At 52.7% G+C, this 22,269-nt stretch carries 21 protein-coding genes; 17 read left to right on the top strand and 4 right to left on the bottom strand.

From position 1 onward, the window contains the following. Nucleotides 1–16 precede the first annotated feature (16 nt). From J4E05_RS04230 to olsC, 6 genes are all read left to right on the top strand, one after another. Entirely contained in the window at nucleotides 17–619 is a 603-nt protein-coding gene (locus J4E05_RS04230) for a hypothetical protein (RefSeq protein ID WP_349592657.1), read from the top strand. A gap of 246 nt (nucleotides 620–865) precedes the next feature. Continuing rightward, a complete protein-coding gene (locus tag J4E05_RS04235) occupies nucleotides 866–1,708 on the top strand; it encodes a universal stress protein (protein ID WP_085590685.1) in 843 nt (280 codons plus the stop codon). A gap of 243 nt (nucleotides 1,709–1,951) precedes the next feature. Next, a complete protein-coding gene (locus J4E05_RS04240; protein ID WP_349592660.1) occupies nucleotides 1,952–3,352 on the top strand; it encodes an aspartate aminotransferase family protein in 1,401 nt (466 codons plus the stop codon). Nucleotides 3,353–3,954: 602 nt separating this feature from the next. Next, nucleotides 3,955–5,172, top strand: coding sequence for a 5-aminolevulinate synthase (hemA, locus tag J4E05_RS04245; protein ID WP_085590691.1), 1,218 nt, complete (start codon nucleotides 3,955–3,957; stop codon nucleotides 5,170–5,172). 301 nt (nucleotides 5,173–5,473) lie between these two features. After that, on the top strand, nucleotides 5,474–6,034 hold the full coding sequence (locus tag J4E05_RS04250; RefSeq protein ID WP_349592663.1) for a hypothetical protein: 561 nt from the start codon (nucleotides 5,474–5,476) through the stop codon (nucleotides 6,032–6,034). Nucleotides 6,035–6,503: 469 nt separating this feature from the next. Continuing rightward, nucleotides 6,504–7,340, top strand: a complete 837-nt coding sequence (olsC, locus tag J4E05_RS04255) for an ornithine lipid ester-linked acyl 2-hydroxylase OlsC (RefSeq protein ID WP_503012322.1) — start codon at nucleotides 6,504–6,506, stop codon at nucleotides 7,338–7,340. Nucleotides 7,341–7,437: 97 nt separating this feature from the next. Here olsC and J4E05_RS04260 read toward each other — a convergent pair whose 3' ends face one another. Beyond that, nucleotides 7,438–8,184: an SDR family NAD(P)-dependent oxidoreductase gene (locus J4E05_RS04260; protein ID WP_349592668.1), complete on the bottom strand. Its 747-nt coding sequence runs from the start codon at nucleotides 8,182–8,184 to the stop codon at nucleotides 7,438–7,440. Between the two features lie 237 nt (nucleotides 8,185–8,421). Between J4E05_RS04260 and J4E05_RS04265 the strand changes: the two genes are divergently transcribed. Beyond that, a complete protein-coding gene (locus tag J4E05_RS04265; RefSeq protein WP_349592670.1) occupies nucleotides 8,422–9,288 on the top strand; it encodes an SOS response-associated peptidase in 867 nt (288 codons plus the stop codon). Nucleotides 9,289–9,348: 60 nt separating this feature from the next. Here J4E05_RS04265 and J4E05_RS04270 read toward each other — a convergent pair whose 3' ends face one another. Together J4E05_RS04270 and J4E05_RS04275 are read right to left on the bottom strand one after the other, a co-directional pair. Continuing rightward, nucleotides 9,349–9,666, bottom strand: coding sequence for a hypothetical protein (locus tag J4E05_RS04270; protein WP_349592672.1), 318 nt, complete (start codon nucleotides 9,664–9,666; stop codon nucleotides 9,349–9,351). A 52-nt stretch (nucleotides 9,667–9,718) separates the two neighbouring features. Further along, complete coding sequence (locus J4E05_RS04275; protein WP_349592674.1) at nucleotides 9,719–10,576, bottom strand: universal stress protein; 858 nt, start codon at nucleotides 10,574–10,576, stop codon at nucleotides 9,719–9,721. A 441-nt stretch (nucleotides 10,577–11,017) separates the two neighbouring features. On the opposite strand from J4E05_RS04275, the gene J4E05_RS04280 reads away from it, so the two are divergent. After that, nucleotides 11,018–11,338, top strand: a complete 321-nt coding sequence (locus J4E05_RS04280; RefSeq protein ID WP_085590706.1) for an ArsR/SmtB family transcription factor — start codon at nucleotides 11,018–11,020, stop codon at nucleotides 11,336–11,338. Nucleotides 11,339–11,409: 71 nt separating this feature from the next. On the opposite strand, the gene pdxH is transcribed toward J4E05_RS04280, so the two are convergent. Further along, complete coding sequence (pdxH, locus tag J4E05_RS04285; protein ID WP_085590708.1) at nucleotides 11,410–12,030, bottom strand: pyridoxamine 5'-phosphate oxidase; 621 nt, start codon at nucleotides 12,028–12,030, stop codon at nucleotides 11,410–11,412. A gap of 139 nt (nucleotides 12,031–12,169) precedes the next feature. On the opposite strand from pdxH, the gene J4E05_RS04290 reads away from it, so the two are divergent. The 9 genes from J4E05_RS04290 (at nucleotide 12,170) to J4E05_RS04330 (ending at nucleotide 22,193) form a co-directional block, all read left to right on the top strand. After that, on the top strand, nucleotides 12,170–12,649 hold the full coding sequence (locus J4E05_RS04290) for an RT0821/Lpp0805 family surface protein (RefSeq protein ID WP_085590710.1): 480 nt from the start codon (nucleotides 12,170–12,172) through the stop codon (nucleotides 12,647–12,649). 176 nt (nucleotides 12,650–12,825) lie between these two features. After that, nucleotides 12,826–13,746, top strand: coding sequence for a DnaJ C-terminal domain-containing protein (locus J4E05_RS04295; RefSeq protein ID WP_349592677.1), 921 nt, complete (start codon nucleotides 12,826–12,828; stop codon nucleotides 13,744–13,746). A 143-nt stretch (nucleotides 13,747–13,889) separates the two neighbouring features. Continuing rightward, on the top strand, nucleotides 13,890–14,522 hold the full coding sequence (locus J4E05_RS04300; protein WP_349592679.1) for an alpha/beta family hydrolase: 633 nt from the start codon (nucleotides 13,890–13,892) through the stop codon (nucleotides 14,520–14,522). A 301-nt stretch (nucleotides 14,523–14,823) separates the two neighbouring features. Then, nucleotides 14,824–16,320: a succinyl-CoA:acetate CoA-transferase ScpC gene (gene scpC / locus J4E05_RS04305; protein ID WP_349592681.1), complete on the top strand. Its 1,497-nt coding sequence runs from the start codon at nucleotides 14,824–14,826 to the stop codon at nucleotides 16,318–16,320. A 227-nt stretch (nucleotides 16,321–16,547) separates the two neighbouring features. Beyond that, complete coding sequence (locus J4E05_RS04310) at nucleotides 16,548–17,903, top strand: mechanosensitive ion channel family protein (RefSeq protein WP_349592683.1); 1,356 nt, start codon at nucleotides 16,548–16,550, stop codon at nucleotides 17,901–17,903. Between the two features lie 88 nt (nucleotides 17,904–17,991). Continuing rightward, the gene (locus J4E05_RS04315) at nucleotides 17,992–18,690 is read left to right on the top strand and encodes a thermostable hemolysin (protein WP_349592686.1); all 699 of its coding nucleotides are present in this window, start codon (nucleotides 17,992–17,994) and stop codon (nucleotides 18,688–18,690) included. A gap of 2 nt (nucleotides 18,691–18,692) precedes the next feature. After that, the gene (locus J4E05_RS04320; RefSeq protein ID WP_349592688.1) at nucleotides 18,693–20,711 is read left to right on the top strand and encodes an AMP-binding protein; all 2,019 of its coding nucleotides are present in this window, start codon (nucleotides 18,693–18,695) and stop codon (nucleotides 20,709–20,711) included. Beyond that, nucleotides 20,701–21,492: an SDR family NAD(P)-dependent oxidoreductase gene (locus J4E05_RS04325; protein ID WP_349592691.1), complete on the top strand. Its 792-nt coding sequence runs from the start codon at nucleotides 20,701–20,703 to the stop codon at nucleotides 21,490–21,492. The genes J4E05_RS04320 and J4E05_RS04325 overlap by 11 nt, the downstream gene beginning before the upstream one ends. Beyond that, complete coding sequence (locus J4E05_RS04330; RefSeq protein WP_349592694.1) at nucleotides 21,489–22,193, top strand: tetratricopeptide repeat protein; 705 nt, start codon at nucleotides 21,489–21,491, stop codon at nucleotides 22,191–22,193. Before J4E05_RS04325 ends, J4E05_RS04330 begins: the two co-directional genes overlap by 4 nt. Nucleotides 22,194–22,269 lie beyond the last annotated feature (76 nt).

The following is a 22,269-nucleotide window of genomic DNA, read 5'->3' on the forward strand; positions in this document are numbered from 1 at the left end:
GGCAAAGGAGCCTTGCATGACATATCAAAGCATATTTGAACGGCTCGCTTCGCTGGCAGGTTTGGCAACGCTTTTGGCCATCGCGGCCTGTGCGCCAACCTATTCGCAGCAACAAAATGCAGCCAACGCCACACCATCCGGTATTGTCACCCCCTGGAGCTGGAACGAACAAAAGCCCCCGGCAGCACAACGACAAGCAACCGCGCCTGCGGCACAACCAACCCCCGTTGCCTCCAGCCCGTTTACAAAGGACAAAGCCCAACCGGCACCGTCAACGCCGGTCGAAAGCATCGCGCTATCGCCATTACAGAAAAACGAACTTGAAGAGGCCCGTATTGCCCTTGGCATTCTGGACCGCATGGCAAACCGCTGCCTGACCGAAGCAGATGCCGCGTCCTGCACCACTTTACAAGTCAACTGGCCCAACCTGTCACGGCAATTACGCCAAAGCCTGAGCGTGATTTCAGGCGAGGACTTTGCCGATCCCATCGTCCCGCAAACCGGCAGGAGTTTTCCGGTAACATCGTCACAAATGGGCAATGTACCACGCCGCCCGGCCACCGCGCCGCAAATGGCCCCGTCAATGCAAAAGGAAATTCCGATATCACCCGGCGGCTAGACAACGTCCGCCGGTAAATCGAAAATTCCGACATAGTGTTTCGTCGCAAACACATTGAATTTTCAGACCAATGCCCTTAACGTTTGCGCGCATTACGTTATTTGGACTGCACACGGGCAGGTTTTTAAGCGTTGTTTTGAGATAGAACAAAGTTAACGTCAAATCGCTGGTTTATCCTGCCTTCATCATTATCGCCCGGCTGTTTTAACCCTTTGTCCGGGCCGCGCAGGAAGGAGCTTCTGGCAGATGTTTCGTGATATGCTTGTTCACATCGACAATACCAAACCATGCACCGAAAGGTTGTCGGTTGCGCTGACGGTTGCAAAGGCACACAAAGCCCATCTGACCGGTGTTTATGTTTTACCGCGCGCCGAAATTCCACGTTTCATGGAAGTCCAGATCTCGGCTGACATCATGGAAGCCCAGCGCCGCACCATCCGCGAAGGTGCCGCTGAAGCCAAAGTTACCTTTACCGATGCCTGCGAAAAAGCCGGTGTGCCGTTTAGCTGGCAGGAAGTAAATTGCCTGGCAACCGAAATTGCCGACACCGTTGCCATGTATGCCCGCCATCATGACCTGACGGTTCTGGGCCAGTATGACCCGGAAAGTTCTGATCCGTCGTCAACATCGGAAATGCCCGACAAGGTTATTCTGACCGCTGGCGCGCCGGTTCTGGTTGTGCCACGTTATGGCAAATACGAAACCGTTGGCACCCGTGTCATGGTCGCATGGAAACCCTATCGCGAGGCTGTTCGCGCCGTAAATGACGGCATGTCGTTTCTGGAAAATGCCAAATCGGCGCTGGTTCTGTGCGCGGACCCCAACAAAGCCGCGCGTGATTCCATTCCGGTTCCCGGTGTGGACATTGCCGACCGCCTGGCACGCCACGGCGTTAATGTGCGCAAGGAAACCATGAATGCCGAAGGCATCAGTGTGGGTGACCTGTTATTGTCGCGCGCCGCTGATGAAAGCATCGATTTGATGCTGTGCGGGGCCTATGGCCGCCCGCGCCTGCGCGAACTGATGCTGGGCGGTGTCACCCAACACCTGCTTAAACATATGACGGTTCCGGTGCTGTTTTCGCACTAGTCTTTTTCAATATCCCGTCGACCATTCGCACAAAACGGCTGATCGCAAGATTGGCCGTTTTGCCTTTGCGCCTGCCCCGCCGCGCGCAAAATTGCACCTTCCAGCCTTTTTTCGGTTTGTTGATCCCCTTGTCGCAGTGCCCCGTCGCCGCATTTGCATCCCTGATGCAAGAAATGATTCCCCCTTGCGAAACAAGCCGATAAAGTCGCGACAAACATCCTTACCCGATTTACGAGGTTCACCATGTCCACCACCACAGATACCTCCCCGGAAACCACAGGCAGTTCGTTGGGAAATTCTGCTGCCAGCCGCGATGTTGCCAGTGTTTTGCACCCTTACACCAATTTTACCGCGCACGAAAAAACCGGCCCGCTGATCATTACCAAAGGCAACGGTATTTATGTGAGCGACGATAATGGCCGCGACTATATCGAAGGTATGGCTGGTCTTTGGTGTGCATCGCTGGGCTTTAGCGAAAAACGGCTGGTGGCTGCGGCAACAAAACAGCTGGAAACCATGCCATTTTACCATAACTTTGCCTCGCGCAGCACCGACCCGACCATTGATCTGGCGGCAAAACTGCTTGAACTGGCCCCGGTGCCGATGTCGAAAATATTTTTCGCCAATTCCGGGTCCGAGGCCACCGACAGTGCGATAAAAATGGTGTGGTATTATCACAATGCCATTGGCCGCCCGGAAAAGAAGAAAATCATTTCGCGCAAGCGCGGCTATCACGGGGTAACGGTGGCTTCGGCATCGCTAACCGGGCTGCCGGGCAATCATAAACTGTTCGATTTGCCAATTGATCGCATTTTGCACACCGAAACCCCGCATTTCTGGCGCGAAGCCCAGCCCTATGAAACCGAAGAAGATTTTGCCACCCGTATGGCCGAATCACTGGAAGACCTGATTCAGGCCGAAGGCCCCGAAACAGTAGCCGCCTTTATCGCCGAACCGATCATGGGGGCTGGCGGGGTGGTTGTACCGCCACGCACCTATTTTGAAAAAATTCAGGAAGTGCTGGACCGCTACGACATTCTGTTTATTGCCGACGAGGTGATTTGTGGTTTTGGCCGTACCGGGCGCATGTTTGCCACCGAAACTTTCCGCCTTAAACCCGATATGATCACGGTGGCAAAGCAGCTTTCATCGGCCTATCAGCCGATTTCAGCGCTGTTCATCAATGAAAAAATTTATCAGGCTCTGAAAAAAGGGGCGGATGAAGTTGGCGTATTCGGGCATGGTTTTACCTATTCCGGCCATCCGGTTGCCGCTGCCGTCGCCCTTGAAACCCTTAAAATTTACGAAGACGATGGCATTATTGATCATGTTCGCAGTGTTATGGGGCATTTTCAGCAACGCCTGCGCGATCTGAACAAATTTGAAAATGTTGGTGAAACCCGGGGCAAGGGCCTGATTGGTGCCTTTGAACTGGTGGCTGACAAATGTGCCAAAACACCCTTTACCCCAACCGGTTGGGCAGGAAAGGCCGTTGCCGAGCTTTGCCTGCAACACGGGGTTATCCTGCGCGCAATGGGCGACAGCGTTGCCATGTGCCCGCCATTAATCATTACCGATGCGCAAATTGATACCATGTTTGACGGCATAGAAGCCGCCCTGACCCAGTGGCAACAGGCAATTTAACGGCTATCACCCTGCCCGGCGCAGACTCGATCTTTCCCGGGGCCTTGCATATCGCTCAGGCCCCGGGCATTCATACCTGCCAGGCAACGGACCAATAATTTAGAAACGATGTTTCATGGTGCGTTGCGGCGACTCTGCCATCGGATATTTCGCAACTCATCGGGGCGAAAACCGTGGGAATTTGCACCAGAACTGCCTGCCAGATAATTGATTTTCATCACATAACCGTGTTGAAACAGTCACGGTTTCGCATATTTCTTGCCATTTAAACCATGCATGTGTGCCATGTGGGCAAAATTACGGCAGTTGGGCTTGCCAAACCCGGCCATTACCGCCAAATTGGTACCAGGGGCGAGATCGACACATAACAGGATGGAACGCCTTTCTGCCAGCATGGTTCGTGGTGAGACTGGAATCGCTTAAAAATTTGATGCGGGTCAATGCGGTGGACCAATAAATGGTCAATAACCGCACCACACCCCCGGACAGGACGCGCCCGGAAATGCTGTTCCCGCCAGATCAAAACGATCAACGGGATAGATAAGGACCTTCGCGGGTTGTACCGCACACAAACCGTGAAGCGACAGGCGAAAGATGCAAAGATGAATTATAACAACTTCTTCAAAGACGCGCTTGGTGGCCTTAAGGCTGAAGGCCGTTATCGTGTATTCGCCAATCTTGAGCGCATCGTCGGTGAATTTCCGCGTGCCTGGCTTCATACCGGAAATGGTGAGGACCCGCGCAAAATTACAGTGTGGTGTTCAAACGACTATCTTGGCATGGGGCAGCACCCCAAGGTTCTTGAAGCCATGCAGGCCGAAATTACCGGACAGGGTGGCGGTGCCGGTGGCACGCGCAATATTTCCGGCTCCAACCATGTCCATGTCGCACTCGAAGAAGAACTTGCCGATCTGCACGGCAAGGAAGCGGCCCTTCTGATGACATCAGGTTATGTCGCCAACTGGACGACCCTTTCCACATTGGGCACCAAACTGCCCGATTGTGTGATTATTTCCGATGCGTTCAACCACAATTCCATGATCGAAGGCATGCGCCACTCCAAGGCAGAGCGCCGCATCTGGAAACATAATGACGTTGAGCATCTCGAACAGATTCTGGCTGACCTTGGCCCTAACCGCGCCAAGATTGTCGCCTTTGAATCGGTTTATTCGATGGATGGTGATATCGCACCGATCAGCGAAATTCTTGACCTGTGCGAAAAATACAATGCCCTGTCCTATCTTGACGAAGTTCATGCCGTTGGCATGTATGGCCCGCATGGCGGCGGTGTTGCCGAACGCGACGGTGTAATGGACCGGGTTGATATTGTTCAGGGGACGCTTGCCAAGGCATTTGGTGTTATTGGTGGTTACATTGCCGGTAAAACCGAAATCGTCGATTTCGTGCGCAGCTTTGGCAATGGCTTTATCTTTACCAGTTCCCATCCGCCCAGCATTGCCGCAGGTGCCCTCGCCAGCATTCGTCATTTAAAAGAAAGCAATGTTGAACGCGAAGCGCAAAAAGAACGCGCCGAAACCCTGCGCCAGCGCATGCGCGATGCCGGCCTGCCGGTGATGGATGCCCCCAGCCATATTGTACCGCTGATGGTGGGGGATGCGGCGATGTGCAAGGAAGCCAGCGACCGCCTACTCTATGATCACGACATTTATGTGCAGCCAATCAACTATCCGACAGTGCCGCGCGGCACAGAACGCCTGCGCTTTACCCCTGGCCCCCTGCATAATGATGAATTGATCGACCATCTGATCAATTCATTGCTGACCGTCTGGGGCCAGTTGGGCATTCAAAAGGCCGCCTGACCCCATAACGGCTTTGTCACAAACTGTGTGCACATAACAGTTTCAAACCCCGCCCCTATGGCGGGGTTTTGTTTGCCTGCGCCATGGTCATCCCCCCTTTCATCTGCCCGGGTTTAAGAACGGACAACGCAACAATCCCCGGCACATTTTGTTGTCAGACCCTTTGCCGCTTTGTCCTGTTTGCAATTGCGCATCTTGGCTCTATATTCTGATGGTGGAAAATAATTGCAGTCCCTCAATATACTTGCAATTAAGAACCGTTCGCGTTAACGTCGGAACCTGTAATGGATCGGGAACCGCCATGTATACGGATAGAACCTTGCTGCCCAAAGAATGTCTTCGCCTCTGCGCACTTGGAACTTTGGCCCTGTCGGACAAACCGATCAGTTATGCTGATCTGGCCAATCTGGTGCGCCATTTCACGGCCCATATCATGGGGCCGTCGCTCGACATGATGGGGTCTTCGCTTCAGCTTTTGAAACTTGAAGGGCTGGTGCGTGAAACATGTGGTGCAGGTGGCAAGGGTGAAGGTGAACTATCCCTTACCAATGCCGGGCGGCAAAAGTTTGATGAATTAATGCAAGGCACCCTGCGCGATACATCGGGCGAGCTGTCACGTTTGGTCATGGCCCTTAAAATGCGATTTCTGCATTTGCTGGATGATGAAACCCGCCGCGACCAAATTGAAATTCTGCAAGATGTTTGCGAACTTGAACTGGACCGGATGCTTGTCCTGCGCGAACAACATGCCGATGATGTGGGTGCCTTTGTTGGCTGGATCGATATGGAAATTTCCCGTTTGCGCCAAAAACACGCGTGGCTGACCACGTTAATTGCCCCGGAAAATGTATCTTCGTCCTGAACAGCCCGGCGACGTCTCGGCCCTTGCGGGGGGATCATACAGGCATGTTATAAAGCCCCGCACTGCGACGGCGCCAAACAACTTGTTATGGAAAAACGCTGCAAATCAACCATCGGCTGTGTTGATTATTGCTAAAATACAGGGGAAAATCCCCGATCACGCCGCCTTTCCCCCGTAATGATCAATAACAATCCAGCCAACTGCCCCTTCCAAGGGCGTTGTCAATTTAAATGCGGCTTGAACTAGCCGATTAATCCGCCTTCACGCTGGCCCAAAATCCAATCCGGCCCTTCATTACCAAAGTTGCAATCAACCTGTGCTGGTTCCGACGTTGTGAAATACAAATTATCAGCATATTTGACCGCAAACAAAAGTGGCGCTAAAGTCATTTTTTTGCAAAATATTGCCGTGATTTCATGGCGTAATGGCAACTCACCTGCTTTGTGCCTGTTTTTGAAAGAGTGTAAACTTGTCCAATTCCGATACAACGATACAACAAGAAAACTCTTACGAGCCCACACAAAATTTCGGTACAGACGGGATCAATCCCATGGAGAGGCCAAGCCGAATCACCCGGTTTTTTATGGCAATTGTTTCATGGGCCGAACGCCTTAATTATAAATACGCCAAACTGGGAAATCCGCCCGTTTACGACAATGCGACCTTTCCATGGGCTGCCGAAGTTGAAAAAGAATGGCCTGCCATTCGCAAGGAACTGGAGCAGGTTTTACAACGCCAAAGTGACCTGCCGTCGTTTCAGGATATTTCAACCGACGTCAAAACGATTTCGACCGATGCACATTGGAAAACATTTTTCATTCTGGGCTTTGGTATAAAATCGGAACAGGCAATCAGGACCTGCCCGGAAACGTGGCGCATTGTGAATAAAATCCCGGGTCTGACAACCGCGATGTTTTCAATCTTTGAACCGGGCAAGCATTTGCCGCCGCATCGCGGCCCCTATAATGGCGTTTTACGGATGCATCTGGGCCTGATTGTTCCCGACCCTGCCGACAAACTTGCCATTCGTGTTGACCAACAGATATGCCACTGGCAGGAAGGCAAGGTTCTGATTTTTGATGACGCCTATGAACACGAGGCGTGGAATCACACCGATAAAACCCGGGTTGTGCTGTTTGTGGACTTTGAAAAGCCGTTAAAATTTCCGGCCCGCCTTGTTCATAAAATCCTGATGAGTCTGGCCATTTTCACGCCGTTCCTGAAAGAAGGGCTGGATAACCATAAGGAATGGGAAAAGAAATTTTACGCCGAAGCCGAAAAGTTGCGTAATCAGCCCGGAAAATAAAGCAACACGTTATCGCCGATTGCAAAATGGCAGTCGATATATGCCAAAGAACCCCGGTTTAATCAAACCGGGGTTCTTTGTTATCTGGTTGGCAAAATCAGTAAAGATGCTGTCCGCCGGTTACAAATATCTCGGTGCCAGTGACATAACTTGACTCGTCACCGACCAGATAATGCACCGCCGCGGCCACATCTTCCGGCGTTCCCATGCGGTTCATGGGAATACGCGGCACCAGGGCTTCGTATTCCGGCGAAATCATAGCCGTTTTAATTTCGCCAGGCGCAACAGCATTAACCCGCACGCCAAGTTCGGCAAATTCAACAGCCATTTCGCGCGTCAGGCCGGACAAAGCCGCCTTTGATGTTGAATAGGCCGATCCGGCAAAAGGATGCACATAATGCCCCGCAATCGAGGTGATATTGCAAATGGCCCCTTTCCCCCGGTGAAGAGCAGATGCAAAACCACGTGCCAGCATTAACGGGGTGAAAAAGTTAATTTCAAAAACATCGCGCCACCCGTCAAGGTCACCATTCAGGCAACCAAGGCGTTCCTTGTAGGGTGTTTTGGGCGACACCCCGGCATTATTGACCAGGGCATGTAACGGGTCATCGCCCAGCACATCATTTGCCTGGGCAATAAAACTTTCGACATCTTCGGGTTTGGACAGATCGGCACGAATGTGAATGCCTTGAGATGGGTCCCGCGGACAGCTGGGCGGTGGTGCCTCGCGCGAACAACAAATAACCCGCCAGCCACGCTGGGCAAAATAACCAACGGTCACATGGCCAATCCCACGGCTGGCCCCGGTAAGAACAACGGTTTTCGGGGCGGCGGCGTTGCTCATAAATGGCTTCCTTGCTGGTGGCGATACTGACCGCCGTTTATATCACTCAGGCCCAACAGAATGAAGACACCCGTTGGGGGTTTCAGCCCGATATTTTACAGAGCATTCTTCGATGGTAGTCTGGCATCGGAATAAAACCATAACCCACCCGCGAATTGCTGACTTTGATGTACCTTGTTGATATAGGCCGGTTAAACAGCAAACGCTACCAGCCCGCCAGGGGAAAAGGCAAAAGTCATGTGCAGCCGGTTTGATTTAAATACCGACATTCGGGCATTTCAGGCCCGACTGGCATTGGATATGGCCGAAATGATACGGCAACGTCCCTTGCCCTTGTCGCCCGCGACACGGCAAAACCGCATCAAACATAATGATGATCCGGCCCCATCGGCTAAATCGGCGGACCATAAAAATCATGTTGATCAAACAAACCCAAAGGCCCCGCAAAAGACGGCACAGGACAAATCTGCCACAGACATAAGTGAAGATGGCGCAAGCAATGAGACAGGCGATAATCTTGAGAATAGCGGATTTAATGGATTATCGGGAATCAAGCGCCCAACAGACCCGATCGCCGTCATTATACCGGCATGGTCCCTATCGCTGCGAAAATGGGGTTTAGCCCGCCACGACGGTGCCGCCAATATGGCAAAAAGCCAGGCTGCAAAAGGCCTGCTTATTAATGCCCGTGCCGAAACGCTGGCGCAAAAACGAACATTTCGCCCGTTATTGCAACGGCGCTGCCTGATACCGGCCACCGGCTGGTTTGAATGGCGCAAGAATGGGCAAAATCGTTATAAAAACCATATCACCCTGCCAAACCATGCGCCGTTTCTGTTTGCCGGGCTGGAAAACGGTGACGACGTTGTGATCATCACATGCCCGCCATCCCCTGTGATCCGTCATATTCACAACCGTATGCCCGCCATTATCGGGCCCGGCCATATCCATAAATGGCTGGATCAACAGCAGGATTTTTCTGCGGTGCGGCATATGTTGCACCCCGTCCCCAACCATCTTCTGGCGTGGAACGAAGAACCACAGGCGGGATCGGCACACACACCTTCATCACCGATTTCCGACAACCAGTTTGACCTGTTTTAAGACTTTCGTAAGCGCAAGTCGAAAGAAGGCTGACGTCACTTCCTGCCGATGAAAGACAGGTTATTCGACATCAATATCGTTAGCGCCACAGGGCACAACAGCTTCCACGACCCTGTGGGGCGAACGTGCAAAAACAGCACCCAGATCGGGTAATTGTGCCGTTTCCGCAATTTCAGAAGCCAGTTCTTCAGACATTGCAGCGAAATCGATTACATCGCGCAAAGACAACATTGGGATAACCCCCTCGCCAGACATTTCTCCAGGACGCAAGCCCGCCCCACGACATTTTTTTGTAATAATTACCCAAACCCTGATCCTTTTTGTTCGCAGGCGCAACAAAAAAAGGCGCAGAAAACTGCGCCTTTTTCCTGTCATCATACTAATATTTCGATTTTCTGATGGAATTTCAACAAGATGGGTTACGTATGCGTCAATGCATTATCCACAAGGGCAAGGAACACTTGGCCAGCATATCCTGGGTAACACCGCCCAAAATCATTTCCTTAAATCGGGAATGGCTGTAAGCCCCCAAAACAACACTATCGGCGCCGCATTTTTCAGCCGCATCCATCAAGGCTGCCGCAACATTGGACTGATCGGGCCGTAAATCCACATTGGCCTTCACCCCGTGCCAAACGAACTGATCAGCAAGGGCCTGTGCGGTTGCCCGGCCATGTGGCACCTCGCCCACACTGACAATGGTAATCTCGCTGGCCTGCCGCAAAAGCGGCATTGACGACGTAACAGCCCGGGCAGACTCGACCCCGCCATTCCATGCAATCATAACCTTGGCGCCAACATCGGCAGGAACAACACTGGGTGTCACCAGCAATGGTCGCCCGGTTTCCATCAGGCAGGCATCAAATGTCAGCGACGCGGCAGCTTCGCGCGGGTCACGGCCAATCACCACAAGGTCAAACAAACGACCGCGACGGGCAACCGTTTCATCTTCCCGCCCGTCATCGCGGCGCCACGCACAGGTTGGCTGCAATGTCGCCTGCGGGAAATCGGCCTCGGCAATACCGGCGGCCTGACGCGCCTGAAAATAGGCAGATTCGGCATTTGCCAGGCGTTTTTTGGTTTCCTTCTCGGCCGCTCCCATCATTTCTTCAATGATCAGGCCCGACATGCCCTCGCCCACAATCGGAATAACATCCTGTGGTTCAGGGGCAACAAACAAAACTTCCAGATGGGCATCAAACCGCCGGGCGACATTAAATGCCAGCGACAAAACCCGCTGGTCCATATCCGATCCAGCGACCGGAGCCAAAATCGTACGTACAGCCATGGTCTAAATACTCCACATTCGCGTTGAACCTGACACATTAACCAGCCTTTCGGGCCGGAATTTCAAACGAGGAACAAATTCCTCTGAAAAAACAGTATCACGTCGATTATCTGCACTGTCTTTGTCTGAAATCAAAACTTTCGAATTTGTCAAATCTGCGCTCCAACCTGATCGCAGGCAAATTATTACTGGCAATATTGCCATTTGGTTCAATCGCCCCAATCTTGAAAGAATGACGGGTCGCTTGCTTCTGGTAAAACGGGTCTCATCACGACAATTGGATCAAATTCCGTTTTAATTTTGACGAAAGCACCAAAACTGTAACATTAAATTTGTTAACAGGCGAAAAGGTTGGCATTTTATGGTACTTTATCGCTCGTTCCAAAATGGTTTCACCATCGTTCAACGCACTTGCAAGCCTACAGGCCAAGACCAAAAACAATGAACTATAACGAATTGTACGACAACGCGCTTGAGGCATCCGAATTTCTGAAATCGCTGGGCAACCAGTGGCGATTGATGATTTTATGTTCGCTAGGCACAACAGAAAAATCTGTTGGCACACTGGAAGGTGAATTGCAGCTCAAGCAATCCGCCCTGTCACAGCATCTGGCACGCTTGCGACGCGACGGGCTGGTTAAAACCCGGCGCGATGCACAAACAATATATTATTCAATCAAGGACCCCAACGTAATGAAGGTGATCCTTGTGTTACAGGAAGCATTCTGCCCGCCTGAAAACCCGGATGCGGAACCGCAATAGCGGCCCCCACATAACAACCCCATGCACCGGATGGGGCAAAGCCCCGCCCACGCCCGGACCCGCTACCAGGTTTATGGAAACAGTTTTTCCACCAGCCAGCCGGTCCCTTCGGCGTCACGGGTGTAAAGCTGGCGGTCATGCAGGCGAAACGTTCCTTCGGACCAGAACTCGATGCGGTCGGGCACCAGGCGGAAACCGCCCCAATGATCGGGGCGAGGCACCTTGCCAAAGCCGAATTTTGCGGTAAATTCCGCCACCCGTTTTTCCAGGTCAAACCGGCCTGACATCGGGCGCGACTGCACAGACGCCCATGCCCCGATCTGGCTGCCGCGCGCGCGAGATTGAAAATAGGCATCCGACTCGGCTTCATCCACCCTGGTAGTCGGCCCTTCGATTCTCACGCAACGTTCCAGTTTTTTCCAGTGAAAGCACAATGCAGCATAGGCATTTTCACCAAGTTGCGTGCCCTTGCGGCTTTCGTAATTGGTATAAAAAACAAACCCTTCGGGATCGAACCCTTTTAGCAACACAACGCGCGCAGAGGGCCGCCCCTGTGCATCTGCGGTCGCCAGTGTCATGGCGTCAGGATAGGTATCTTCCTTGTTTTTCGCCTCACGGAACCACACATCAAACAAATCGAATGGATCATTGTGGGCGACATGCCCAATTTTTGTCGTAATTTTCTCGTCCATTACGCTAAACGGTCCTTTGACAACGTATAAGGTTCAACTGGTTGGCATCTTGCGACAGACAGGATCATACAACAAGACCAGTCCGCCTTTTTAAATACATATCGGTTGGGACAGTAAAGACAAGGTAGGCATGAATATAATGAAAGCACGTTCTTTTATCATCCCCGTGATGCTCGGCACATTTTTGATGGCGGGTTGCGCTGAAAACCAGGGCACCAAACAGACCGCAGGCGGCCTTTTGGGCGCTGTTGGCGGTGCTGTTGCAGGCGCACAGTTTGGCAAAGGCAAAGGCCAGCTGGTCGGTGTGGCATTGGGGACACTTGCCGGTGCCATGATCGGCAGCGAAATCGGCAAGTCGCTTGACAATGCCGACCGTGCGATGATGCAAAACACCACCCAGCACACCCTTGAAACCGCACCGGTTGGTCAGACAAGCACCTGGTCAAACCCCGATAGCGGCCATTCGGGCACCATCACCCCGACCCGGACCTATCAGAAACCTGAAAACGACCAGTATTGCCGTGAATACCAGCAGACTGTCATGATCGGCGGCGAAAAACAGCAGGCCTATGGCACGGCCTGTCGTCAGCCCGATGGCACATGGAAAGTCGTTAATTAACGACCGCATGAACAGGCAAAACGGCGCAGCGCAGTAGCCCTGCGCCGTTTTTGTATATGTTGGCTAAAAATTGCAAAAACACTTACGATCATAACCAAGACCCGCTAATAATAGCCGCGTGCCGATAACACCGTTTTCGGCCCCATCATGTTTCACTTTTTCCAACCAGGCTGGCAATGCAGGACCCATACAAGATCCTTGGCGTAACCAAAACGGCCTCGCAGGACGAAATAAAAAAAGCCTATCGCAAACTTGCGCGTGAACTTCATCCGGACCTTCATCCGGACGACACCAAAATTGAAGAAAAATTCAAAAAGGTTTCCGCTGCATACCATTTGCTGGGCGATGCCGAACGCCGCAAAAAATACGATAATGGCGAAATCGATGCCGACGGGCGCGACACCGGGCCATTTGGCCGGGCGGGTGCCGGTGGCGGCACCTATCGCAGCAGTGCGGGTGCGGGGCGCGACCCGTTCGGTTTTGGCGGCCACAATGCCGAAGATATTTTTGACGAAATTTTTGGCAACCGTGCCGGCGCACGCGGCGGTTTTGGCGGGCAGCGCGATACCCGTGTCAAAGGCCCCAATATTTCCTATGAACTTAGCCTTGATTTAAAAGAAGCCCTGATGGGCACAATCAAGCGCATCAATCTTGCCAGCGGCAAACAGTTAGAAGTGCGCATTCCCCCCGGCAGCGAGGACGGGCAAACCCTGCGCCTGAAAAATCAGGGTATGGCGGGTATGCATGGGGGCGATGCCGGCGACGCCTTAATCAAGCTGCATGTCCATACCGACCAGCAATTTCGCCGCGAAGGCAATGACCTTCATTGCGAGCTGGCCATTTCCCTGCCCGAAGCCCTTGTTGGCGGGTCAATCGAAGTGCCAACAATTGATGGCAAGGTTTCAATGAAAATCCCCGCGAACGCCAATAGCGGCACCACCATGCGCCTGCGAGGCAAAGGTGCGCCCTATGACAAAGGCGACAAACGCGGCGACCAGTATGTTCACCTGACGGTAAAACTCCCGGAAAAACGCGACCGGGAGTTGATCGATTTCATCGAAAAATGGTCCCGTGACCATCCCTATTCGGTGCGATAACACCTAAAACAACATATCAATCAGGGCCGTTACACACCATATTTGTAACGGCTCTGTTTATTTTATCGCCCGGCCGATTGATACATTCCCACACCTGTCCCGCCCCGGTTTACTTTCGCAGGTTCCTTAAAAACAGAGGCCCCATGACTGTCAATATTATCTGGAATGGCCCGCATACAGCCGACCTAACCGTTATTCTGGCGCACGGGGCCAGCGCACCAATGGACAGCCCCTTTATGACTGAAATGGCACAAAGGCTGGCGACACATGGCTATCGCGTGGGACGGTTCGAATTTCCCTATATGGCAAAGCGCCGTATCGATGGCAAAAAACGCCCGCCAGACCGCGCGCCGGTTTTAATTGAAACCTTTCACAGCCTGATCAATCATATTGGCGCCCCTGAAAGGCTGGTCATCGGCGGTAAATCGATGGGTGGACGCATCGCCAGCATGATTGCCGATGACATGACTGTGAAAGGCTTGCTGTGCCTGGGTTATCCGTTTCACCCAACGGGCAAGCCGGAAAAAACCCGCATAGATCATTTGCACACGCTAAAAACACCAACACTTATTTGTCATGGTACCCGCGATCCGTTTGGCTCGCCCGATGAAATCGCCAAATATTCCCTTTCACCTGCAGTGCTTATGCATTGGGTTGAAGACGGCAACCACGATTTTACACCGCGCAAAAGCTCCGGGCGCGATACCGGGCAAAACCTGGATGATTGCGTCCGGGCAATTCACAGCTTTCTGCAGAACCTTATCGCCCAGCCCTAAAACACAGTGACCAAACCCGATTAAAGAAATGCAACAGTTGACGGGTGTTTGTTAAGTCTGCCTGTCGCCTATGGGATATGGGATATGGGATATTTCCATTAAGGGGCCGGTTAATCTGTTTTGGTCAATACAGGCAAATATAAACCGGTCGATCTGATCAATATCAACGCCATAGCGATCTCGCTTTAATATTAGCAATGCGGAAAATACAGATAGCTCCGCATTTTTCGCACACCTTTCATGACCCTTGGTCATTTATGTGTTGAAGGATCGTCATTGATCTGCTCGCAAAGGAAGTTCCATGCACCGTCAGCGAATACGTCATCCGCGATTTTGGGATCGTGTTGTTAGCGCCGAAGAAGCCGCCAGCCTGATCAAAGATGGCATGGTCATTGGCATGAGCGGATTTACCCGCGCGGGCGAGGCAAAGGCGGTACCCATGGCGCTTGCCGAACGGGCAAAAACCGACCCGCTTAAAATAACGTTGATGACCGGCGCATCGCTTGGCAATGACCTGGACAAAACCCTGGCCGACGCCCATGTACTGGCACGCCGTATTCCGTTTCAGGCCGATCCGGGCCTGCGCAAGGCGATTAATAACGGCGAAGTCATGTTTGTTGACCAGCATTTGTCAGAAACGGTTGAACAACTGCGGACACAACAAATTCCAGCCATCGACATTGCAGTGATCGAGGCCGTCGCCATTACCGAAGAAGGCGGCATCATTCCGACAACGTCGGTCGGCAATTCGGCCAGTTTTGCCATTCTGGCAAAAAAGGTAATTGTCGAAATTAACCTGTCGCAATCCGACACGCTGGAAGGCCTGCACGATATTTATATTCCGTCACGTCGCCCGACCCGCCAGCCAATCCCGGTGGTTTCGCCCGAAAGCCGGGTGGGGTTTCCGTTTATTCCGATTGATCCCGATAAAATTGCGGCCATCGTTGTTACCCAAAAGCTTGATAGTTCATCCACCATCCTGCCCCCCGATGATGACACCCGCGCCATTGCCGGGCATCTGGCGGATTTTTTGGGTAACGAGGTGCGCAAAGGCCGCCTGACCAACGAATTACAACCCTTGCAGGCTGGAATTGGCACCATCGCCAATGCAGTGATGCATGGCTTTATCGACACGCCATTTCATAATCTGAAGATGTATTCCGAGGTATTGCAAGACTCGACCTTTGATCTGTTTGACGCCGAAAAACTGGATTTCGCATCCGGGTCGTCAATCACCCTGTCGCAGCCCAAATACCAGCAAGTCATTGCGGATATGGGCCAGTATAAACACAAACTGATCCTGCGCCCGCAAGAGATCAGCAACCACCCCGAGGTGATCCGTCGGCTGGGGCTTATCTGCATCAACACCGCCCTGGAATTTGATATTTACGGTAATATCAATTCCACCCACGTTGGCGGCACGCACATGATGAACGGCATTGGCGGATCGGGAGATTTTGCCCGCAACGGCCATATGTCGGTGTTTGTCACCAAATCCATTGCCAAGGGCGGCAATATTTCCAGCATCGTTCCGATGGTTAGCCATGTTGACCACACTGAACACGATGTCGATATCGTAATCACGGAAACCGGTTTGGCCGATTTGCGTGGTTTAGCCCCGCGTGAACGTGCCCAAACCATTATCGCCAATTGTGCCCACCCGTCCTATCGCGATGATCTGGCCGATTATTATCGCCGGGCCTGTGGCCGTGGCGGTCACACACCCCACCTGATCGAAGAAGCCTTTTCCTGGCATGCTGCCTTTCGCACCCATGGCAGCATGAAATCAGACACCTGACCAAACCTTACCCCGACGATATACACCAAAGGATGCCTTTAACCGGGCATCCTTTGGTGTAACCGGCCTGCCCTGGCAAAACAGACGCAGATATTTTCCATACCGTTTTGGCTGTAATTCTGACCCGTGATGTTATGATCACCGTACAGGATTAAAATACGCGCCATATAAACCCGGCCTTACGCCGGAAAACAAACAGGCGCGTGCGATCAAACAGGCGGGCATGAATGGACAATTTCTGGCAATCAGACCGAATACTGGCATGGTTTGAACGGGCAACTGCCTGGATTGAAGCCAATTTATTGCTGGTACCGATCCTGTTACAGGTTGCAGCCGTCGCCTTTGCCGCCGTTCCCGCTGTTTTACTGGCATCCCCGGTTGCCCGATTGTTAACCCGGCTGCAAAACTGGCAAGGATTAAGCCACATCCCCGGGTTACGACGGTTTTGTGCCTCTCTGCCCGGTCTGTCGTTTCCCCTTGTTTTTGTGGTCATCATTTGGATCCTTGATGGCATCGCCATTCAAACATCCTACCCCCACAACGTGTTGCGCCTGGTTGCCAGCCTGCTAAATGCGTGGATTTTCATCCGCCTTGCCAGTGCCTTTATGAATGATCCGATTTGGGGCCGCACCATTGCCATTGTCGCTTGGAGCATCGCCGCCCTTAATATCGTCGGTCTGCTGACCCCCACCATCGACATGCTTGACAGTATCGCCCTTCAACTGGGGTCGGTCCGTGTATCGGTCTACGGGTTGATCAAGGCCGTTTTATCGCTGGCAATATTGCTGTGGGTGGCATCGTTTGCATCGCATCTGTTTGAACAGCGTATTAACCGGGTGCATCGGTTAACGCCATCGGTGCAGGTATTGCTGGTCAAGCTGCTTAAAATCGTTTTGCTATCGATTGCGGTGTTTTTTGCCCTGTCCACAATTGGCATCGACTTGACTGCACTGGCAGTTTTTGGCGGTGCAGTTGGTGTGGGCATTGGCCTTGGTTTGCAACGGATCGTTGCTAATCTGATCAGCGGGTTGATCCTGCTTTTGGACCGGTCGATCAAACCCGGCGACGTTATTGCCATTGGCGATACCTTTGGCTGGATCCAGTCGTTAGGGGCCCGTTACACTGCGGTGCGCACGCGCGATGGCACCGAATTTCTGATCCCCAACGAGGACCTGATCACCAACCAGGTTGAAAACTGGAGCCATTCGGACCTGCAATTGCGCCTGAAAGTCCCGGTCGGTATTTCCTATAACAATGACCCGCATCAGGCGATTGCCCTGTGCAATGCCGCAGCGGCAAAATGCAAACGCGTTTTACAAAGCCCCGGCCCCAATACCTTGCTGCGTGGCTTTGGCGATAATTCCGTCGATCTGGAAATCCGGTTCTGGATCAACGACCCGCAAAATGGGCGCGGCAATGTCATCAGTGAAGTTTTGCTTCATGTCTGGGATGAATTTAAGGAAAACGGTGTCGAAATTCCGTTCCCACAACGCGACCTGCATTTACGCAGCAGCGATATAAGTTTGCGTGTTGAAACACCTGGCCCCCGCACACCCACGGATCTTTCCCACCCCGAACTTTAACCTTCCCTGATATTGCCACAGTTCTTTCAGGTTCCTGTCAGCAGAACCTCGCACACTGCCCCTATCACAATGCAGGGGCAAACTGCACATGCTCAACCTGACCTATACCGAGAACGGCATTCCTGCGGCCTTGATGACAATCAAAAAGCGGGGCTTCCTTGATCATTTGCAAATGCACGCCGGTGCGATTTCGATATTGAGCCTGCTTGCGGCAGAACGGCCGGAAGTGGAAACATTTATTGCAAATATCTATGCCGATACATATGACGCTGCCCTGAAGGTGCAATATAGCAACCTGATGAGCGTACGTGACGACACCGGGCGTATCGTTGCCGCTCTCGGTTTTCGTTCGGCCGGGCACGGTCCCATTTTTCTGGAACAATATCTTAGCGCGCCTGTCGAAGATGTTCTTGGGGTTGCCCGGCATCAAATTGTTGAAATCGGCAATCTGGCAGCATCGGGCACCGGCGCATCGGCATTTCTGTTCGCGGCCCTGTCGGCCTATCTGCATCATAACGGTTTTACCCACGCCATCGTCACAGGCACTGCAAGCCTGGAAAAACGGCTTCATAAAATGGGCCTGAACCCCCAACGACATGCCACCGCCGACCCATCACGCCTGACCAACACCCAAACCGGCTGGGGCCGTTATTATGCCACCTGCCCCCACGTATTGTCCGGCTCGGTTGCCGATGGCTATCAACGACTGCAAACACGGCTGGGCGCCCATTACACCCATGTTCGCCCTCGCCTGCATCTTCAACTTAAACACAATGGCGAAGGCTGATCATGCTGTTTTCCTTTATTCAATCTCATGACCAAAACCATATTGCCTTGCGCAGTAACGATCACGAAATCACCTATGGTGCCCTGCTTCGCCAGATTGACGATTATTGCGCCCGCCTGACTGATGTAGACGTTCTTGGACTGGCACTGGACAACACAATTGAATGGCTTTTATGGGATTTGGCAGCCCTGAAAACAGAAACCGTCTGTGTGCCGATCCCGCCATTTTTTACCCGTCAGCAAATCGACCATACGATTGCACGGGCAGGCATTACACATATGGTTAGCCCGGCAGGTTTACAGGCAACCGGGCAATCAGCATCGCCTGCTATACCCCCGGGCACCGCCAAAATCACCTTTACATCGGGCACCACCGGAACGCCAAAGGGCGTATGCCTGCCCGCATCGGCGATGGAAAACGTTGCCCATTCCATTCATACCATGCTGGGAAACGACTTTGCCGGCACGCATGTTTGCGTGCTGCCCCTTGCCATCCTGCTTGAAAATGTTGCCGGGGTGTATAGTGGCCTGATGGCGGGCTGCACCATTGTTCTGCCGCAGTTAGGCGACTTTGGCGCAAACTATTCCAGCCTGCATCATCAGCTGAAACAAAATGCCGCAACATCCGCCATTATGGTGCCCGAACTGATGCGCGCCTTGCTGCTACAGGTTATCAAACAGGGGCCCTTGCCAGACCTTAAATTTCTGGCAATCGGTGGATCACGGGTTGACCCGCATCTCATCAAACAGGCGCGCAACCTTGGTTTGCCGGTCTATGAAGGATACGGCCTGTCTGAATGTGCATCGGTGGTTTCAATGAATGTTCCTGGCCATGACAGGATCGGTACCACCGGCAGCCTGTTACCGCATGTTCAGGCCAGCATAACCGACGGTGAAATTGTTATTCATCACCCGGGATTTCTGGGATATCTGGGCGAAACAGCCCCCGACCACCATCTAACCAGCGACCTTGGCCATATGGACGAAGACGGATTTGTCCATGTTACGGGGCGTTGTAAAAATGTTCTGATTACATCAATGGGCCGTAATATTTCACCTGAATGGCCTGAATCGGTTTTACTGGCACAACCGGGAATTTACCAGACCATCGTTTATGGCGACGGCGACCCGCATCTAAGCGCCCTGATTGTGCCAACCGGCCCCCATGCCGATGTTTCCGCCTGCATTGCCAGCGCCAATGAAACCCTTCCCGATTACGCCCGGATCAAACATTTCCGCATCGTTGCGCCCTTTACCGTTGAAAACGAATGTTTGACCGGCACAGGACGCCCCCGCCGAAAAAACATCCTTCAGCAATATCTCTCCCCTCTTGCCGTCAAGGAAACACCAATGAATTTTTATGACCAACTCGTTGCGCAAACTACAATTGCGCGCGCGGAACTCTATCGTGTTCCCCAGCTTGTCGATGGTCTGCAAGGGCGCATTTCACGCCCCACCTATATTGCCTATCTGACCGAGGCCTATCACCACGTCAAACATACCGTTCCGTTTCTAATGGCTATGGGCAGCCGCCTTCCCGATGAAAAACGCTGGTTACACAAGGCAATTATTGAATATCTGGACGAGGAAGAAGGCCACGAGGAATGGATTCTCAATGATATTGCTGCCGCAGGCGGGGATAAGGACGCCGCACGCAAGGCCGCGCCCAACCTGGAAACACAGGTGATGGTTGCCTATAATTACGATTACATCACACGCAAAAACCCTGTTGGTTTTCTTGGCATGGTTTTCATGCTGGAAAGCACATCAACCCAAATCGCCAGCATGGGTGCCGATGCCGTGATGAATGGACTGGACCTGCCCAAATCGGCCTTTACCTATTTGTTTTCACATGGCTCGCTTGATATCGAGCATATGAAATTCTTTGAAAAAACCGTCAACCAAATCACTGATCCAGCAGATCAGGCGGCCATCATCGAAGTGGCGACAAACACTTTCCGTCTGTTTGCAAACCTGTTTGGTGCCATTCCCCATGCAAGCGAGGTACGCGATGTCGCTTAAGGATAAAACGGTTTTCATCACCGGCGGCACCGGCGGGATCGGTGCGCCCCTTGTCGAACTGTTACGCGCACGCGGTGCAATCGTTGCTGTCTATGACCGCGCCCGCCTTGGCGATCTGAACGAAACCGTCGATAACACCTGCAACATGCTGCGCGGTACCACACCGGACATTCTCATCAACATGGCTGGCATTAACGATTTCAATCGTGCCGAAGATCAGGATTACGGGCTTTTGCTAACTTTGAACCTTCTGGTTCCCATGCGCCTGTCACAGGCGGTTCTGCCAGCGATGCGCTGGCGCGGCAGCGGCCAGATCGTTAATATCGGTTCGATGACCGGGTTTATTCCGCTACCGCATTTTTCCGGTTACGTGGCGGCAAAGGCAGGCCTGAAAGGGTTTAGCGATGCCTTGCGCCGCGAGGTTTCGCAAGATGGCATTGCCATCACCCATATTGCACCGCGTGCCGTAAAAACAGCCATGAATACAGGCCATGCCGGGTTACTGAACCAGCGCACAAAAACCCGTGAAGACGCCCCGGATAAAATCGCACACCGCATTGTTCGCGCCATTGAACGGCGCGAAACCGACGTGCGCATTGGCTGGCCCGAACGTGCCTTTGCCATCCTCAATGCCGTTTTTCCAGCACTGATCGACAAGGGCCTGCAAAACAACCGGATGACTGGCGAAGAAATTCTTGCCGCGAACCGGGACGTGGCATCGCCGACCCTGTCCCTGTCTAACATTCCATCTAACCATGTTGATGAAAGAAAACAGGCATGAACAGCCGTTTCGCCCGCCTCGCCTATGCCTGTGCCTGTTCCTGTATTGCCCTGACAGGATTGTTCATAGAGGCCGCACAGGCAACACCGGCCCCCGCCGCACCCAATGCCACCAGCCCCGTTATGGCGGGCGTCGCGCAACTTCAGCATGACTGGGCGCGCATCAAATATCAAACCCCGGACAAGGATCAGCAGCTTGATGCCATTCATCAGCTTGAAACCCGGGCCGACGCCCTGACTCATGAATATTCAGACAGCCCCGAAGCCATGATATGGAAAGCGATTATTCTTTCAACCGATGCGGGGTTGGATCAGGGCCTGTCAGCACTTGGCAAGGTCCGCGATGCCCGTGCCCTGTTTGAACAATCCATCAAACTTAACCCCAATGCCCTGAACGGTTCGGCTTATACGTCACTTGGGTCGCTTTATTATCAGGTTCCCGGATGGCCACTTGCCTTTGGCAGCAACACCAAGGCCGAGGAATTTTTGAAAAAGGCACTGGCCATCAACCCCGACGGCATTGATCCCAATTATTTTTATGGCGATTTTCTATTGCAAAACAAACGCTATGAAGACGCACGCGCCTATTTTCAACATGCCCTTGCGGCCCCTGACCGGCCCGACCGGCCCGTTGCCGATTCCGGGCGACGGGTTGAAATAAAACAGGCCCTGGCCAAAATTGACAACACCCTTGCCCATTAAAGGAGAAACGCTTCAAGCCACATCCTAGCTGTTACCTATCCGGGCAGTTATCGGAAAGGTTACGAATCCTGCCACC

It is taken from the genome of Thalassospira sp. NFXS8, from assembly GCF_040148805.1.
Classification (GTDB): domain Bacteria; phylum Pseudomonadota; class Alphaproteobacteria; order Rhodospirillales; family Thalassospiraceae; genus Thalassospira.